This window comes from Ignavibacteriales bacterium, from assembly GCA_015709675.1.
GTDB lineage: Bacteria > Bacteroidota > Ignavibacteria > Ignavibacteriales > Ignavibacteriaceae > H2-BAC3.
In genome coordinates this window covers 1,337,188-1,353,034 of sequence record CP054182.1, presented here as the reverse complement: position 1 = coordinate 1,353,034, position 15,847 = coordinate 1,337,188, and the positions used below count along the sequence as shown (strand labels likewise).

The 15,847-nt window shown below is 44.9% G+C and carries 14 protein-coding genes; 4 read left to right on the top strand and 10 right to left on the bottom strand.

From position 1 onward, the window contains the following. Positions 1–150: 150 nt before the first annotated feature. Positions 151–1,716 carry a DEAD/DEAH box helicase gene (locus HRU80_05055; GenBank protein ID QOJ28277.1) on the top strand — a complete coding sequence of 522 codons (1,566 nt, stop codon included), beginning with the start codon at positions 151–153 and terminating at the stop codon, positions 1,714–1,716. 540 nt (positions 1,717–2,256) lie between these two features. On the opposite strand, the gene tnpA is transcribed toward HRU80_05055, so the two are convergent. The 8 genes from tnpA to HRU80_05015 all read right to left on the bottom strand — a co-directional run bounded on the left by tnpA (position 2,257) and on the right by HRU80_05015 (position 10,653). Continuing rightward, positions 2,257–2,718, bottom strand: a complete 462-nt coding sequence (gene tnpA / locus HRU80_05050) for an IS200/IS605 family transposase (protein QOJ28276.1) — start codon at positions 2,716–2,718, stop codon at positions 2,257–2,259. Between the two features lie 734 nt (positions 2,719–3,452). Then, positions 3,453–5,501: a T9SS type A sorting domain-containing protein gene (locus tag HRU80_05045; protein QOJ28275.1), complete on the bottom strand. Its 2,049-nt coding sequence runs from the start codon at positions 5,499–5,501 to the stop codon at positions 3,453–3,455. Between the two features lie 39 nt (positions 5,502–5,540). Beyond that, a complete protein-coding gene (locus HRU80_05040) occupies positions 5,541–5,969 on the bottom strand; it encodes a nuclear transport factor 2 family protein (protein QOJ28274.1) in 429 nt (142 codons plus the stop codon). A 197-nt stretch (positions 5,970–6,166) separates the two neighbouring features. Further along, positions 6,167–7,354, bottom strand: a complete 1,188-nt coding sequence (locus tag HRU80_05035; GenBank protein ID QOJ28273.1) for a YeeE/YedE family protein — start codon at positions 7,352–7,354, stop codon at positions 6,167–6,169. Positions 7,355–7,363: 9 nt separating this feature from the next. Beyond that, a complete protein-coding gene (locus tag HRU80_05030; protein QOJ28272.1) occupies positions 7,364–7,876 on the bottom strand; it encodes a YeeE/YedE family protein in 513 nt (170 codons plus the stop codon). After that, positions 7,873–8,571, bottom strand: a complete 699-nt coding sequence (locus tag HRU80_05025) for a cytochrome b/b6 domain-containing protein (GenBank protein ID QOJ28271.1) — start codon at positions 8,569–8,571, stop codon at positions 7,873–7,875. The genes HRU80_05030 and HRU80_05025 overlap by 4 nt, the downstream gene beginning before the upstream one ends. Then, complete coding sequence (locus HRU80_05020; GenBank protein ID QOJ28270.1) at positions 8,558–10,171, bottom strand: tetrathionate reductase family octaheme c-type cytochrome; 1,614 nt, start codon at positions 10,169–10,171, stop codon at positions 8,558–8,560. The genes HRU80_05025 and HRU80_05020 overlap by 14 nt, the downstream gene beginning before the upstream one ends. Positions 10,172–10,203: 32 nt before the next feature. Then, positions 10,204–10,653 carry a MerR family transcriptional regulator gene (locus HRU80_05015; GenBank protein ID QOJ28269.1) on the bottom strand — a complete coding sequence of 150 codons (450 nt, stop codon included), beginning with the start codon at positions 10,651–10,653 and terminating at the stop codon, positions 10,204–10,206. Between the two features lie 213 nt (positions 10,654–10,866). On the opposite strand from HRU80_05015, the gene HRU80_05010 reads away from it, so the two are divergent. The 3 genes from HRU80_05010 to HRU80_05000 are packed head-to-tail and all read left to right on the top strand — an operon-like array spanning position 10,867 to position 12,603. Next, on the top strand, positions 10,867–11,385 hold the full coding sequence (locus HRU80_05010) for an RNA polymerase sigma factor (protein QOJ28268.1): 519 nt from the start codon (positions 10,867–10,869) through the stop codon (positions 11,383–11,385). 1 nt (position 11,386) lies between these two features. After that, complete coding sequence (locus tag HRU80_05005; GenBank protein QOJ28267.1) at positions 11,387–11,833, top strand: hypothetical protein; 447 nt, start codon at positions 11,387–11,389, stop codon at positions 11,831–11,833. An 11-nt stretch (positions 11,834–11,844) separates the two neighbouring features. Beyond that, positions 11,845–12,603, top strand: a complete 759-nt coding sequence (locus HRU80_05000; protein ID QOJ28266.1) for an energy transducer TonB — start codon at positions 11,845–11,847, stop codon at positions 12,601–12,603. A 39-nt stretch (positions 12,604–12,642) separates the two neighbouring features. Here the strand turns inward: HRU80_05000 and HRU80_04995 are convergent, their stop codons facing one another. Together HRU80_04995 and HRU80_04990 are read right to left on the bottom strand one after the other, a co-directional pair. Continuing rightward, positions 12,643–15,084: a tetratricopeptide repeat-containing sensor histidine kinase gene (locus tag HRU80_04995; GenBank protein QOJ28265.1), complete on the bottom strand. Its 2,442-nt coding sequence runs from the start codon at positions 15,082–15,084 to the stop codon at positions 12,643–12,645. A 150-nt stretch (positions 15,085–15,234) separates the two neighbouring features. Then, positions 15,235–15,618, bottom strand: coding sequence for a DoxX family protein (locus HRU80_04990; protein ID QOJ30458.1), 384 nt, complete (start codon positions 15,616–15,618; stop codon positions 15,235–15,237). Positions 15,619–15,847 lie beyond the last annotated feature (229 nt).

Sequence of the window (15,847 nt, the reverse complement as noted above, 5' to 3'; positions counted from 1 at the left end):
GCCGGCAGATTCCAGCTTGATACTTCGGTTTTCACCCCAGTCAGACGATTCTCACAAAGATGATGTTTTTCATTGCGGATGTTCTTCCTGCAGCTTTTTTAACAACTATTTGCCCGCTCGGGCAGAAGAAAGACTATTACTACAACGTTTATGAATAAAATCCGGTTCACAGAATTCGGCCTCTCTAAAGATATGCAGAAAGCCATTGAAGATCTTGGCTACGAAGAGGCAACCCCAATACAGACCGAATCTATCCCCCGTGTTCTCGCTGGTAAAGACATCATCGGCCAGGCCCAGACCGGCACTGGAAAAACCGCCGCCTTCGGAATTCCCTCCCTTGAGCTGATGCCTCATGAGGGGAAACATGTTCACACCCTTATCATGTGCCCGACCAGGGAGCTTGCTCTCCAGGTAGCTGAAGAAATGGCAAAGCTTGCCAAATACAAAAAATTTGCAACCATTCTCCCGGTTTATGGCGGACAGCCTATTGAACGGCAGATAACCGCCCTGAAAAAGGGAGTCCGCATCATCATCGGCACCCCTGGCCGTATTATGGATCACCTTGACCGCGGAACCCTGGATATCAGCAAAGTGAGCATGGTAGTGCTTGATGAAGCCGATGAGATGCTCAACATGGGCTTCAGAGATGATATCGAAAAAATCCTCCGCTCGGCGCCTCAGGAACGGCAGACTGTTATGTTTTCCGCAACCATGCCAAAACCAATCCTTGACCTGACCAGAAAGTATCAGAAAGATCCGGAGCATATCAGAATCGCACATGAGGTACTGACGGTTCCAAAAACTGAGCAGGTGTATTTTGAAGTTCGCGGAAAAGATAAGATTGAATCACTCACCCGCCTGATTGATTTCCATAACCTGAAACTTTCAATGGTGTTCTGCAATACGAAGCGTTATGTTGATGAACTGGTTGAGCAGCTCCGTGCACGCGGATATTCCGTTGACGGTCTGCACGGCGATATGAGTCAGGGTATGCGCGAAAAAGTACTCGGCAGATTCAGAAAAGGAACGCTGGAAATTCTTGTTGCCACGGATGTTGCCGCGCGCGGTCTTGATATTGATGATGTGGAAGCGGTATTTAATTACGATATGCCGCAGGATGAAGAAGCATACGTACACCGTATCGGCAGAACCGGCCGTGCCGGCAAAGAAGGCAAGGCGTTTACTTTTGTCTCCGGAGGTGATTTCCAGAAAATGAAAAACCTGCAGAGATATATCAATCACAAAATGAAGCTGGGCAAAATTCCCAGTTTCGGTGATATTGAGGATATGAAGATACAGTCGCTGGCAAAAAGCGTCCGCGAAGCTTCTAAAGCCAAAGATGCACCAAAATATATTAAAATGGTCGAGAACCTGCTTGATGATGAGATTACATCACTTGATGTGGCAGCTTACCTGATGAAGGAAAAATTCGGCCTGGCTAAGAAGGCTGCTTCTTCTGCACCGGAAGAAATCAGTTCAGGTGATGGTAACGTAACCATATCGGTTAATATCGGCCGCAAGGACAGAATAAAACCGGGAGACCTGCTCGGTACTTTTGCCGGAGAAGCAAATATTTCCGGAAAACTTATCGGGGATATCACCATTCAGGACAGAATCAGTTATCTTGAAGTACCTGCTTCTTTAGCTGAAAAAGTAGTCCGTTCAGTAAGAGGCAAAAAACTCAAAGGAAAGAAGCTGGACGTAAAGACGGTTTAGATGAATTACTCATCATTTACGCTTTACTCAAATCCCTAGCCTGATTTCTCCAAACACTTAAACTTCGTAGAGACACGCCGCGGCGTGTTTCTACAGAGCTTTACCTGAGTAATTAATTGAGGGGCAACGCAATGATATACACCATCAGCAATTTTTCATAAACACATTTCCCCTAAACCCGCGGAGCGGGTAACCCGTTAATAAAGTTAAAGCTATTGCACCACTCCTTGAACCCGCGGAGCGGGTAACCCGTTAATAAAACCAAACCTATTGCACCACTCCCTAAACCCGCGGAGCGGGTGACCCGTTAATAAAACCAAACCTATTGCATCACTCCCTAAACCCGCGGAGCGGGTGACCCGTTAATAAAATCAAACCTATCGCACAACTCCCTGAACCTGCGGAGCGGGTGACCCGTCAATAAAACCAAACCTATTGCACAACTCCCTAAACCCGCGGAGCGGGTGACCCGTTAATAAAATCAAACCTATTGCACCACTCCCTAAACCCGCGGAGCGGGTGACCCATCACAAATTTCGCCTATTCCTCAGAATCAATTATATACCGCGGATCATAATCAACTGCATGCGCTTTCAACAGCCATTCATATTCCTCTCTGAATGACTTTATCCGATGATGCTCTTCCTGATCCTTTATATAATCAATTACCGACTCCAGCTTGGATGGACTCACCGAAAACGCCCCAAATCCCCGCTGCCATTCAAAACGGCCTGCAACAAGCTTATTTTCATTAATATATTTAGACGAGACTGCTTTAACATCTCTGACCAAATCCGAAACCGAAAGGTCTGGAGACATACTGACCAGTATATGGATATGATCCGTCATTCCGTTAATAATGTATAACTTTTGCTTCCGGTTCTTAATAATACCAGAAATGTATTTGTATAAATCTTCTTGCCATTGCGGCGAAATTACACCCATGCGTGTTTTTGTTGCAAAGATAATATGAATGTAGAGTTGCGTATATGTGTTTGCCATGATTTTCTCAATTCATTTTGCAGAAAAAGCTATAGCGTTGCTCAAAAATATGAATTTTGATTGAATTCAAATCTGGAATTTTATTCAGGTCAGAACGGGTCACCCGCAATGCGGGTTCAGGGTTTTGTCGTTTGATTGCTTTCCTATTAACCGGATACCCGCGATGCGGGTTCAGGGTTTTGTCGTTTGATTGATTTTCTATTAACAGGTCACCCACCATGCGGGTTCAGGGTTTTGTCGTTTGATTACTTTCCTATTAACCGGACACCCGCGATGCGGGTTCAGGGACGCGTTTTCCTTGCCTTCCTATTAACGGGTCGCCCGCGATGCGGGTTCAGGGTTTGTCGTTTGATTGCTTTCCTATTAACGGGTCGCCCGCGATGCGGGTTCAGGGTTTGTCGTTTGATGACTTTCCTATTAACAGGTCACCCGCGATGCGGGTTCAGGGTTTGTCGTTTGATTGCTTTCCTATTAACAGGTCACCCGCGATGCAGGTTCAGGGCTTTGTCGTTAGATTGCTTTCCTATTAACAGGTCGCCCGCGATGCGGGTTCAGGGATTGTCACTTGATTGCTTTCCTATTAACCGGTCGCCCGCGATGCGGGTTCAGGGACGCGTTTTCCTTGCCTTCCTATTAACCGGACACCCGCGATGCGGGTTCAGGGTTTGTCGTTTGATGACTTTCCTATTAACCGGTCACCCGCCATGCGGGTTCAGTTGCAAAGCCCGAGCTGATTATTTCATCAGCAGAAGCTTTGCTGTTTTCTTAATTCCCGTACCACTCTTCAGCATCGCAAAATATATTCCTGATGGATAACCGGCAGCATCCAGATTCATATAGTGTTTTCCCTTTTCAAGCCCGCCCCGGTGAAGAACCTCTTGTAACTCACCGGCCATATTATATATCACAAGTTCTGCATAACCGCTTTCAGGCATCTCAATCTGTATCCGGGTACTGCTGTTAAACGGATTCGGATAATTCCGGAGGCCGTAATCAGATATCGTCATAATATTTTCATCCTCCGCTCCGGTAAGCCCAAGCTTTTTTCTGAGCAAAGCAGAAAAATACTGCGGTGTTACAAATTCAATATCGGCACCAATATCCGGATCTGATTTTAATATATCATGCAACTGCTTCAGTTTCTGCGGTGTGATATCAGACGACCCGGGGGAGTTTATCAGAGACGCACTGTTATGGCGCATACGCTGGTAACCTGCCAGATAAAAGTACGGCTTTGTTTTATTCTGCACCGCTGTTTTAATCCTTGCCGCCATTGCCGGTATATCTGTTGCGCTGCCGTAAAAGGTACCGTCATTCACATGGTTAAACAGCAGCGATCCGTATGATTGGTTTGGCGTCTGTGTTGCCAGCATCGGATCAAAAAGGAATGTTATCTCAGCCCCGATATTCTTTTGAAACTGACCATACTTCTGAAAGTTAAAACTGTTATTAATTGTTCTTCCACGGTAAATCACCGAACCGGATGATGCATAATGCTTATAGCCGTAGATTTCTTTCAGGCTGAAATGATTCATCAGTTCAATTGAAGCAGCGTGAGCCGAAGGCAGCGCTGCAGCAGTCCAGAGATCAGGATATGCATAGCCCAGCGGAGAGGTTACACTGATAAAACCATCTTTCTCTGTGGCAGTATCGTAATAATACTTTGCTATAAAAGGCATCATGGAAAGCAGATGCAGATTAATGCCCCATCCAAACGGAACCGAACCACGGTCAGATGAAACCCATGCGCCTGACTGCAGCCCCACCACCCAGTTCGATGCATCTCCTTCACTGCTTATCAGCAGGAGATAAAATTTATTCCTCACTTCAACCGTATCTCCATTAACTTTAGCTCTCAGCACCAGCGTCTCATCAGGAACCCGGAAAGAGGTATGCCAGGAAAGATTACCCAGCAGCGTTTCATGAAATGATGCATTATACGTCGCAAACCACTGCGTAAGCGGTTCAGGCCTCATCCAGCCGTATATATGAAAAATATCATTGGGATTTTTTCCCTGCATAAAAACCAGCAGCCGCTCAATCAGTTCAGCTTTTGCTGCCGGCAGTGAGTTAAAGTTCAGATCCTCCGTTCCGGCAAGATTTACCTGAAACATTCTCTCCTTCACCGTAAAATCCGTTAGTTCGCGTATATAGAATTTAGCGGGATTGCATAGCGGCAGGATATTCCTTATTCCCCAGTCAATTAGTGCCAGGTATCGCTGCTCTTCGGTCAGCGAAGTATTGTTCCAGGGATGCTGCGGCTGTTCAAGACGCCCCGGCAGATAACGTGAACTGTCGCCGTCAAATGAATCATGCGCCAGAACAGAGTCACTTATCTGTAAATTATATGCAGCAGCCAGAGTTGTGGTGACAGGAAGTCTGTTGGTTAATCCGCCTATCAAAGATGCATATTCTGCCTGCCAGTTAAAACTCTGTCCGCTGAAGTTCCCGTAAAACCTGTTAAAGTCATACACCACACCTCCGTTAATCCTGGCGCGGAATCTGTTCACCAGCTGGCTGACCGTGCTGATTGTATCGAAAACCACTCCTCCCCTCTGGCGGTATATATCACCCCAGGTTTCATCCGTGTTTTTGAATGACCAGGTTTCATACACATTCCAGAGATATAACCGGGCAGCGTCGCGGTTCACAATTCCGGCAAGGGTCATCACCAGCATTTTGTCTGCGTAGGCAAGCCCGCTCCCCCTGAAGAGGACGGGATTTTCTGCACGGGAGGAAGATGATAAAATTACCAGAATCAATAACGTTGTATACAGTTTCATAAGCAACACGGTAAAACCAGAAAGAATTATTAATCTCAGTTATGAAGAGTGGTCTATAACTATCACCCACTCCCCGTCAATCTTTTTCCAGAGGAGTGTAAAGTAACCGCTCACATCACCTTTCTTTCTTGTGAGCTTCCATCCCCCCAGCAAAAACGCTGACGAGGCATCAAGCACTTCAAGTTTATGAATGGTGAATGCAAGCTGCCCCATAGTTTCAGCATCCGGATAACTTTTCTTATAGTTCGCTAATGTTTGATGCCAGCCAAAAGTCAGCCCTTTTGATCCTACAAAGAGGAGAGAATCGGATTTATGATAAGCATTCATATATGCCTCAATATCTCCCCTGTTCCAGTCGTCAGCGCTCTTGTGAAGAGCTTGTGCTATGAGGTCTGCATCAGTCATTTGGGCAAATACTCCTTCTGCTGGCATTATAAAAAAGCCGAGTACAATTAATAAAAGTTTCATATTGCCATAATTTTATTAAACAATCATGATAAAATAGGGGTAAAACCGGTAAGGGAAAAGAGCCATTACTCAGCGCTCTGCTTATCGGCTGATGGAGGACGAGGGTGATAAAAAGAAGTGAATAAGCTGTCCGGCGGGTGTATCGGGTTCACATCCGCCGGACAAAGCAGGGGTTCTTGTTACAAATCCAACGAGTTTTAACAGCCGCCTTTTACTTTTTTAACCGAAGCAGTTTTTACTGGTCCTGACTGAGCCGCAAGAATCATCTTTTCTATTCGTGTGCAGGCATCAGCCCGGAAATCCGCCAGCACAACATCACTCTGGCGAACCAGTTCAATGTTCTCCCTGGCAAAGATGGAGTTGCGGAATTCAGCCATCCCCCCCTTTAGTATATACAAATTATTAAACCCCATAAGTGAGGCAAGCTGATATGCAACTTTTTCTGTATTTTCATCCTCTGCCACCAGAATCTTTTTGGCAAATGTGCTTCCCAGAAGAACACTTCCCTCTTTTGCCGCAATCATGTTCAGCCCGATCTGTTCTGAGCCGGGGAGCATCATGGTGTCTTTGGAGTCTTCCGTCGTAATATGAAATACATGCATGGTATGATCCTCCTCCAGAATGCGGAATGCAAGTTCATCACTATCCATAACCGGATAAGCAGATGCCGGGTCGGCTGCCAGTGTTTTTGCTTCCTCCATCAGCTGTTCCCGTTTTTCAGGAAGCAGTGCAAGAACCAGTGTTATGGCTATCAGCACAGCAGCAAAACCAAAGTGCCGTCCGCTCTTGAATGAGTGCCCGTCAGCATCCCTGCTGACTTTCTTCTCAATCTTCGTTGTAAAATAGAAAGCTGCAACCGCAACCGGTATAAGAATTATGATAAATAGTCCGCGTGAGATACTCAGCGATTCATATACCTTAACTGCTCCAAGGTAACTTGAATCATAAAACTCCGCGAGATAAGGAAAGAGTTCAGCGAACAGAAATACACCGGCAAGGGCACCAAGAACAAATATCATAGCATCCTTTTTGCCTATGGCTGCCGCACAAATACTAGTCCCGGGACAGTAACCCCCAAGGATAAATCCGAATCCCATAACCACTCCTCCCGCGATTGCAGGATATAACCAGGTTGGATTAATGAAAATAAAATCCGCATCAATAAGACTGAACTGCTCAAGCAGAATGATTCCGACTACAGCGGTAACTCCGGCGGTAAAGAACACCCGGAGCACGGTAAAATCATATCCGTAGAAAACTCCGGCAAGCCGCTTTGAAGATGAAAAGCCCGCCTGCTCAAGTATATATCCGAATGCAATGCCGATAATAAGCGCCGCAATCAGATTGAACTCTTCACCGATAAAATCAGGTACTAATGGTCCCATATTTTCCTCCTATATCCACAATTTTCTGAAGAAATAAGCGATAGCATAACCGGTGCCGAATATCGCCATCATGGTAACAAATCCGGCAGTTGAAAGAATTGCCATACCGGTCAGAGCAGCGCCGCTGGTGCATCCTCTTGCAAACTGCGCGCCGAATGAGAAAAGAAGACCTCCGGCAAAAGCAAATATCAGCCTCATGCCGTTCTTTACCCGCGGTCCTCCCTCGGTAGTAAATTTCAGCCGGTCAGAGATCAGTCCCGAAATGAATGCACCGATAATAACGCCGAATACTTCCAGAACCAGCCAGTCTCGCAGCGGGTTGCCGGCACGGGATGAGTTGAATGCCGCGTAAAATCCGTTTCCCTGTGAGTGTTCAGGCGCAACCACATTTACCGTATGAACGGTTACTGCCTTGATTGCCCCGCTTGCGCCAAGTCCGCGGCCTGATATATAAAATGTTCCGATGAGCAGGAGTCCGAGAAGAAATCCTGCCAGATAAGGATTCATGTATTTTGTTTTCATGATACTGCTTCTTTCTCTGAAAGCGTCTCCTGCTTTTCAGAAATAATCACATGTTTGTCTTCTTTGCTCTCGTCCGTTTCAAGCTCTTCATAACCGGTAACCATCGCCTTCAGATTGGAGGTAACCGTTTCGCCTGTTGTCATCAGATATAAATGAGCCAGGAAAAACGCAACCAAAAGAAAGGCACCGAACGTATGCAGAAGTGCAATTACTTTCAGGCCGGCTATATTAAGCTGAGCGATTTTGTTATAATGAGGGTAGCGGTAATACATATACGCAAGTCCCGTAAGTATCATCAGGGGAATGATAAACACCTTCAGACCTGCATAAACCAGCTTCTGCAAAGGATTCAGCTTGCTCAGTTTGGTCTTGCGGAACGGATGCGGGGCATCTTCAAAGATACCGAATACGTAATAATGAAGCTGTGCTTTAATATTCTGCCGCGTGGGTATATACTGCCTCCACTCACCGGTGCTCAGATGCCAGAAGATAGTGAATACCGTAAGCACCACCAGTATTATTGCCGAAGTGCTGTGTATGGAGACCGCATATTCAAATCCGAAGAATGATATATTGCCGTGGATTTCAAACCCGGTAACCATCAGAATAATCATCAGCAGCGCCTGGGTCCAGTGCCAGAACCGTTCATATGAACGATATACATAAACCTTTTCTTTTTTCTTATGACTTTTCATTTTCCTGCTCCTCATTTTTTTCTGCTGCCACTTTGTTCCCTTCCTTCTTCTTTCTCCACTTCATAATGCGGGCGACAGCGTGAGTAATAATGCCAAGAGCCGTAAAGAAAATAACACCTGCTCCCAGAGTATCAACCGCGGGGGAGTAATCTCTTCCCGGCAGATAGAAGTCAGTCAGTGATGCAAGTCTGCTGTTTTCACGGGTGTGGCAGTCAGCACATGCAAGTGACTGCTCTTTAGGCGCAACCATGTGGTTCAGAGGCCAGGTCATTTCTGTTTTTACAAAGTCGTAGCTGCCGCTATACGGCAGGTTTAGCCGTTTCATGCCTTCTTCAGAAGCTCTGTTCCAGTCAAATTCTCTCCAGAAACCGCCGTCTCCTTCAAAGTTTGAAACTGTCTTTGGCTGAATGAGATATTTATGTTCCGCATCATAAATCTGCTTGGCACGGTGTATCTTAACCGGAATAATTTTAGCCATCGGGTCATTATAACTTCCGTAGAGCCGGTTAAGCTGCAGTGTCTGACCGGGATCAAGAGTATCACCCAGCAGATAGTGTGAAGCGGTTCCGTTGAACCATATATACTCCGGTTCAACATTCTTCGCCCAGGTAAAATTTCCCTTCAGACTGGTATATGCCTCTTTGCCGAATTCATCAAGCTCAACATAGGGCTTGCCATCCTTAAGTTTTCCGGCGGTTGACCAGTCCCAGGTCATCTTGGTAGGATTAGCCTTTGCATAGAGGGGTATATGGCAGGTCTGGCAGGCAACTTTCTGCGTATGTTCATTCAGAACCGGGTTTTCATGCGGCAGATTGGAATGACACGTTTCGCACTCTGACCTGTCTTTATTCATTGATGAAAGTGAAAAAACCTTTCCTTTCATCTGATGGTTTTCCGCGGTATGGCAGTCAACACAGCTCAGATTGCTGGCATCAATACCCATGTGCACGTCAATATCCCTGGTAGTGGCGAACAACTCGGTTTCAAGATCACCGTGTTTAACGTTGTTACCGCCGCCGCCAAGGAAGTGGCAGGTACCGCAGTTTTCACGCTGAGGTTTCCCCACGCGCTGCGCCACAAAAGCAAGGTTAACAGAAGGATCAGGCATGCCCGCTCCGCTGTTTTGCTTCATATATTCATTGCTGTTATCATGACAGGCAAGGCAGTCAACATTGGTAGGATCCTTAAAATCGAAATCCGGTTCATTCCAGCCGTAACCGATGTGGCATTTGTTGCAGCTCTGTTCGTTGCCTGCTATACCGATACAGAAATTATTGAGGATATTTTTCTTTCCGACGCGCTTAATTCCTTTTCCTGGTATATATTCTGTCCGTTCCCAGTTCCAGTGGGAGGTCTGCATCACTTCTGTATGCCGTTCATTGTGGCAGGAGATGCATGCCGCGGTAACTTCCTGCGGGCGCGTAAAATCTTTCTGAAGCTGAGTGAATTTGGTGTGATCGGCTGAGGTTTTTTCTTTTTTCGCGAATTTTTCTTTCAGTTCGGGGAGGTTATTCTGAAACTCATTCTTTCCGATCAGGAGATTGAGTATCAGAAACGTTCCCAGTGCAAGCACGAGAACTGAAAGCAGTATCTTTTTCATGGTGGTTTAGTCCGTTGTCTGCTTTTTATATATCAGATGTTTTGTAATTCAGAATAGTTTCCGGTAACAAGCAGCTTTACTGATTTGCAGTTGCTTGAGAACTGATAGACGGGGCACTCGCGGCACTCACTGGTGCTGCAGACGTTTCCCTCATGCTCATATGTCCAGCAGCCGCCGTTGCCGTTTCCGGTAAATGCCTTACAAACGATTCTCTGCTCATCAGGGCAGTTCTTAATCTTCCAGCAGGGTATCATTCCATGAATATGGCGGATTCCGGCAATGCTTATTTTTTCGGAATTAATCGCGTCCCGGATGCACCGGATGCGTTCAATATCACTGTCCGAGTATAGCCGCTGATTGCCTGAGGATTTTACCGGCCTTACAAGCCCCTCCCGCTCATATAGTCTGAGTGTGTGGACGCTTATTCCGGTTAGTCTGGCTGCTGTACCTATTGAATAAATCGAATCGTTTTCAGTGTGCATTGATTGTTTCCTTCAAACCTATATTTATGGCTATCAACATTTGTGCCATCCATAACTATGCCGGATGCCCCGTTTTTTATTCATTTTCAGCGTTTATCTCTCTGTTTTTTCTCTTATCTGCCTATTTTTATCATTATTCAGAAAAAATTTTTCATTAGTGGCAACTTTTCCTCCTCCTGGTCATCTTTTAAGTATGAGAAAGCACAGCAGCATATGAATGAGATAATACCCTTTACCGTTCATTATAACAGGACTAAGAAGCGGATTTTTAATTACGTCCTCAAAATGACCGGCAACAGAATGCTCACTGAGGACCTGGTGCAGAGCGTGTACCTTAAATTTTACGAAAACTTTGATACCATCAGAAATCAGGCCTCAGTTGAATTCTGGCTCTTCCGCACCGCCCGGAATGAGGTGTTTAACTGGTTCCGCCAGAAAAAAATAAAAACGGACCTGGATACCCCGTATGATACGGATGACCTTCAGATGAGCGGCGGAAATGACCCTGAATCTGAATACTCAATTCAGGAACTCGGTACTCTGGTGAACAAGGAACTTGAAAAGCTCCCTCCCGAACAGCGGGAGGTATTCGTCCTCAGGGAGTATGGCGGGCTTCATTATGAGGAAATTGCTGCTCTGCTGGATATTGATCAGAATCTGGTAAAAAGCCGGCTATTTAAAACACGGCAAAAACTTATTAAGAAATTCTCAGGGTATTACAACAAGGTGTAACATGGAAAAGAATAGTAATCTTACGGAACTTATCAACGCATACTTTGACGGTGAACTTTCAAAGAAGGATGAACCGGCACTTTTTTCAATGATGTCTGCCGATGAAGAGGCGCGGGACTATTTCAGAAACCTGCATCTTCTGAGAAGCGGGGTTGAGCTTTCTGAAGAAGATTTTCCGGATGCACTGGATAACAAAATTCTGATGTCAGTCGCTTCTAAGCCGGTACAGCAGTTCCGTGCGGGCAGATTTCAGCAGTGGATGCTTCCTGCCGCCGGTGCTTTCGCGGTGGTTTTTGCACTCATTGCGTTTTTCCTGATGTCTGAACTGCAGTCTTACAGAATGTCACTTGCACAGCTTGACGAAAAAATTAAAACACAAAATCAGACCATTGAAATGCTGTATAACAGTTTTCCGGTGGTTACGGTTAAACCGGTAATTAACAACTAAAAGGAGAAGTCATGAAATATCTAATCATTTTTATATTGCTCGGAGGAGGCCTGCTCGCACAGGATGCCATAAAAACCATCCTTCCTGAACCGGAACTGGCGCTGCTGGCTGAGTCATCCGATACCACAGTATATACCGAAGCGGATGTAATGCCAATGCCTGAAGGCGGCATTGAAGCCATTATGAAAAATGTTATCTATCCAAAAGAAGCGGCAAAGGCAGGCAAAGAGGGCATTGTTTTTGTCAGTACGATTATCAATGAAAAAGGAGAACCCGGTTCAATTTCCGTTGAGAAAAGCGCGGATAAACTTCTCGATGAAGCTGCGGTCAGCGCTATCCGGAAAACAAAATTTACTCCGGGGCAGAAGAACGGCAAAAATGTCCGCGTAAAAATTACCATACCAGTTTCATTCAAACTGAGCAAGGATAAAAAAACGCAAAAGGACGATACCGACAAGGAGAGCAAAAACGATATCCTGACCGAAGCTGATAAGATGCCTGAAATCATTGGCGGAATGGAAGCGCTTCTTAAAGCAGTTGTATATCCGGTTTCCGCTAAAAATGCCGGCATTCAGGGAAAAGTTTTTGTTTCGGTTGTTATCGGAGAAAACGGTAAAATTCTCTCCTCAGAGGTGATAAAAGGTGCTCATCCTGAACTTGACGCTGCCGCACTCGCGGCAATAAACAAAACCAGCTTTACTCCGGGAGAGCATAATGGGAAGAAAGTTAAAGTAAAAATCGTTATTCCGGTTCAGTTCCGCCTGCAGTAGTATATATACGCAGGCAGATCTGACCAATCTATATTAGACTCACTGCCCTTTTGAAAGGGGCAGTGAGAAATAAAACCGGCTTCCTTCATTAAGCTTGCTTTCAACCCGGATATCTCCGCCGTTCTTTACAATAAACTCATGTGCAAGCGCAAGTCCCAGTCCCGTTCCCGGTTCGTCATTGGTTCCCGGTGTGCTTATTTTTTCCTCTATTCGGAACAGCTTGGTGCTTATTTCATCCGGAATTCCTACCCCCTGATCCGCAACGCACACAATGGCATTTGTTCCTTCTTTTGAATAGCTGATGGAAACCTCCGTTTCCGGGTAAGAGAATTTAATCGCGTTTGACAGCAGATTTCTCAGTACAGCCGTAAGCATATACCGGTCTGCATAAACAAAAATTCCAGATTCATAATCAGCTGTCAGACGGACACCTTTGCTTTTTGCCTGCCCTGATTGAACTGATATCACCTTCTTCACAAGCTCATCAAGCATAATGGTTTCAGGTGTATATGTAATGCCGCCGGTCTGCGTTCTGGACCATTCAAGCAGGTTTTCCAGCAATTCAAACGTGTTTTTGGAGATGGAGTGAAGATAATTAACAAGTTCAGCTTCCTCCTGAGTCAGCTTCGGGCTGAGTTCTGTGCTTATGAGCTGTGTTATACCAATAAGCCCATGGAACGGACTCTTCAGATCATGTGCAATAATCGAGAAAAAGCGGTCTTTTACTGCATTCAGTTCAGTGAGCCGTTTATTGGCAGAGGCAATATACTCCTCATTAGTTTTTCTTTCGGTAATATCCTGTATCAGTACCCGCATATGAAGATTACCCGGAGTGCTCTCGGAGTCAGGGAGTACAAGAAAGCTTGCAAAAAAATCTCTTCCTCCGGAAGAAGTAAATGGGATGTCATATTGCTTTCCCTGCATCCTCTGAGGATCAGCAAAATACTTTTCAACGTAGTCCCTGAAAACATAACGTGATTCTTTGCTGAAATACAGCGCTATTTCATTAAACGTCAACCTTTTCTGAGGAAGCGGATGCACGCCAAATATGTTGGTGAAAAGCAAATCAGCTGAGGTAACCACACGCTCGCGTTCCTCCACTTCACAGTAGCCAAGTTTTGCAAACTTCATGATAAGCTGCAATTTATTATTGGTATCAATAAGAGTCTGCATTTCAGCCTGCTTCCGAAGTTCAATCTCCGTTTCAAGTTCTTTAGCATAACGGAGTTTTCGTTTATTCTGATTAAACAGGTAGATAATGATACCGATACCGGTTGCAAGCAAAATGGAAACCAGTAAAATAATGAGCTGCTGTCTCTGAATTTCAAGTTTCTGCTCCTTGTTTTTCAGATCAGCAATTTCCCGCTCTTTTTTTTCCAGTTCGTAATTACTCAGCAAAAGTTTAACTGCCTCAGATCCGGCTATGATGCTAAGACTGTCAGAAATCATGGTGAAGCGGTCAAAATAACGCATAGCAGCTTTAGCGTCATTTTTCATAAGATAAAAATTAACAATATGTTCAAGAACTGTTTTTTTGAGCATTCTGTCTTTTGAATTTTTTGATTGCTCCAGCGCCCTCATCATCAATCCTTCCCCTTTCGTAAAATCGCCAAGTTTTGCGTAACAAAGCGCCTTTCCGGCATCTATATTAATCAGAGACTCCCAGTCCTCCATTTTTTGGGCAATGCGTCCGGCTTCATTCAGATATATCAGAGCAGTCTCCGGTTCATTCATAAGAATATGACAATCCCCGAGATTAAGCGCGGCATTTAAAATGAATGTATTGCTTTTCATCTCCTTTGCCTTTTTGTAAAAAGCGGATAAATATTCGTATGCCGCTTCAGTATTTTTTCTCCGCAGTTCCACAACCCCGAGCCCCGAAGATGCAATCAGTACACCTATTTCAAGATTAATCTTTTTTGACAATTCCAAAGCCTGGGTATAATAAACAACTGCATTAGCCATGTCCCAGAGATTACTATATACCGTTGCAATATTAACGGTGGTTCTTATAACGCCAACCGTATCCTGAAGTTCTTCATATATATTCCTGGCTTTCATCTGATTTCTGATTGCCAGCTCCATCTGCGAGCGGTTCTTATACACAATACCGATATTGCTCAGAACACCGGCCTGATCTTTGCTATTGCCTTCCCTTGCCGCGGCTGCATGTGCTTTTTCATACCACAAAAGAGCGCTGTCAAGTTTGGAAAGATAGTCATAAGCAAGCGCAAGAGTGAAGAATACTCTGTAATCTTTTTCCGGATTATCCTGTTTCACATGATAGTCTTTCGCCATTTTTGCAAATACAAGTGAGGAATCCGGTTCCCTGTCAGTATAGTGCCTGCTCAGAGAAATGAGTAGGTCAACACGTTCTTCTCCCCTTGCTGATGGGAGTAATTTTTTCAGAGAGTCGGCAGTTCCCCCAAAAAGCAAAGCCGGTAAAAGAAGAAGGGGCAGAAGCCTGTTATGAAAAATCATTTGTCAAACGTTACTTATTTTTAAAAGATAACTGGCAAAATAAGCAACCCGGCAGGATTAATTATGGTCTTTAACCTGGTATATATACAAAGCTGCCGGAGAAGCACATATTTCTCCGGCAGACTAAAAGAAAACAAGGTGAACGCTAAATCATTTCCGGAAGAGTAGTTGATCCAGACTGTAGCGTCCCGCCCCAAGAAATGCAATCAGAAGAAAAACCGCCATCATTTCCAAAGGATAGGAATACTTTTCCTCAGCCATAACATGCTTCAGGGTGGCAACCAGCATGGTAAAGGCAAGCAGTCCGGAGACCGGTCTGGTAAATAACCCCAGCATCAGAAAGAGAGCCCCGAAGGATTCTGTAAAAGCCGCCATAAAACCCCAGAATGTCGGGGCAAAATCCAGCCCCAGATGAGCCATATTTGAACCCAGTTTCTCCCATCCGCCAGGGTTGATAATTTTCTTATATCCGTGAAATATGATAAAGGTAATGCCAAGCCAGACTCTGGCGATCAGCAAACCAAAATCCTGCATCAGCGGCTCCGGTGATAAAATTTTCCTCATAAACGATCCTCCTGGGTGTTGAATAAGTGAACATTGCTTGAAAAAAGTGTTTACAAAAATAACATCTTTAAGGCTGTGTCTGATGAATTATTTTACATGCTGTCAGGCCCGTCAAATGATATATATAACAGTAAAAATAATTATTAGTTTCCGTTTGAAGTGATTTTTATTCTGCCTAATTTTGAAATGCAGATATTTT